Raw genomic sequence first — 1951 nt, 5'->3', positions numbered from 1 at the left:
AGCTGAATTGGAAAACTGACTTCCAGTTTGCAAAAGTAAATCTCTGTTCCTGAAAACCTTTGCAAGACTAAATTCTGGCATTTCAAGAAATCTTAGATTTAGCGGAATTTACGATTCCGAACTGGAACTTACAAAACCAAATAGATTGAACCAGTTGCTGGGGTGTGGTAAGATAATCCCAGATCAAACTCTGTGCTGAAAAAAGGCGCACTTAAAGCGAAGGTCGAATTTATCTTTCTTTTTTTCGCAAGATTAAATTCCACCCCTGACGGTAGTGTTTATGTATCCGGATGGCAGTCCGATCAGCTTATTTTTTCAGCAGATATGGTGTGAGATTGATCTCATTAGCGGGGATTTCCTTAATGCCGAGCTTAGCTAAGGTGTCTCCACCGTAAAGGAAGCTGAACAACTGGTTTGCAGACTGGTCGTTCAGCTTTTTTCTTGTGTAGGAATTAATGTGACTCATCAGGAGAGACACATCGTCCTGGGTTAAGTCGTCAAATGATGTCTTCTTCGGAAGGACCCGGCGGATCATCTCATGACATACTTCACAGCCCCCTTTCTGGTTAGAGCGCTGTGGATCACAGTAGAATACACGGGTTCTTCTCTCGCCATCGCCATTAAACTCAATGCCTAAAGGATCGGTAAATTCACTTCCACGGTCAGTTATAATCACTGGAAATAATTCAGTGAATTTCTCGTGCCCTAAAAGGACATAGAGCTGATTGAATATATCTGTTACAGAGCGTGCCGTGTTAGCATCACGTATAAATGCCAGCATAAGATTACAACTCTGAAAGAAGATGGTCAGAAAGACCTTTCCGCCCTTTCTTCCTTCGACAGAGTCCATTTCAACCACAGCAACATCAGGATTAGAAGCGATATATGCCTGAAAATTCTCGTAAGTGCGGCCGACGTGGCACTTCTTGTCGACCCTTACAGGTTTCTTCTTTTTTCGAATGCGGTAACGGACTTTGCGTGGAAGGTCGCTGTTGCAAACAGAAAGAAGACCAGCATCGATATAGTTGTAAATTGTCTTCTCATCCAGCATGATCAGGTCAACGTTATTGACACAGATCTGGTGAACGGACTGTCCCTGCTTGATCAGAGGCGAGATGATGCCATCAATTCTCTTTAATTCTTCAGAATTGATAGCGAACCCCTGTCGACTTTCGCTGCGAACAGCTTCGTATTCGTTCTGAGCATACTTAGCCTCATATAGATGGCGTTTTAACTTACACCCCTGTCTGGTATCACAGCCATTGCAAACATAAGGCGGCTTCTTGAGTTTCAGGCAAACCTGTTCCTCAAAATCAGGACAGTGGGTATAACAAGGAGGATCACACTTCTTGCAGTCCTGACCCCAGCGTTTCTTGCAGGGCTTGCAGATGTCACCATAATGCTTGCAGGTACGTCTGTTAGCACAGGGATTGTAGGTACTTTTTTCCACAACCTTATAATGGTTGCGGATTTCCTTGGAAATCGTTGATGGATCCTTTCCCAGGAGTTCCCCGATTTCCTTAAATTTGAGATTATCACGAAGTGATACCTCTATCGTCTGTCTTTCATCAAATGTCAAATGTGCATTTTTTGCCATAGCAGTTTCTCCTTTGGTAGGATACCATCCGGATATCAGCTGAAAGGTTGATTATAACAGAAAGGGCTCTGCCCCTTAAACCCCGAGGTTTATCGCTTTGTGTTTCCACAGGAGCAAAGAAAAAGAGCAACACGCTCAGTGCTGCTCCTGTGTAACCCTGAATGCCGCTCAGGTCGCTCCTCAGCGTTGCCTTATCCTGCATCTCAGGGAAAGTAACTATATTATATTTGATTACTAACCGGAATTCAACCGGTTGGAGAAAGGTTTGGAAGAGTTACTTCCACCACTGTTTTTGCAATGGTAAGTTCCAGTTAAGACCTACTGGAACTGGAATTTACTTTTCCAATTGACCAA

At 43.6% G+C, this 1951-nt stretch carries 1 protein-coding gene; it reads right to left on the bottom strand.

Annotated elements, in window-relative coordinates; translation table 11 throughout:
* Window positions 1–307 precede the first annotated feature (307 nt).
* On the bottom strand, window positions 308–1597 hold the full coding sequence (locus ACQRCC_RS15470; protein ID WP_427851640.1) for an IS30 family transposase: 1290 nt from the start codon (window positions 1595–1597) through the stop codon (window positions 308–310).
* Between the last annotated feature and the right edge of the window lie 354 nt (window positions 1598–1951).

Origin of the sequence: Sporofaciens sp. SGI.106 (genome assembly GCF_050314255.1) — a bacterium.
Taxonomy (GTDB): domain Bacteria; phylum Bacillota; class Clostridia; order Lachnospirales; family Lachnospiraceae; genus Claveliimonas.
The sequence above is the reverse complement of the archived record's forward strand: the minus strand, read 5'-3'. Positions and strand labels throughout refer to the sequence as shown.

Coding starts and splice junctions, on each gene's coding strand:
- ACQRCC_RS15470 (WP_427851640.1), bottom strand. CDS start 1,597: ATGGCAAAAAATGCACATTTGACATTTGATGAAAGACAGACGATAGAG.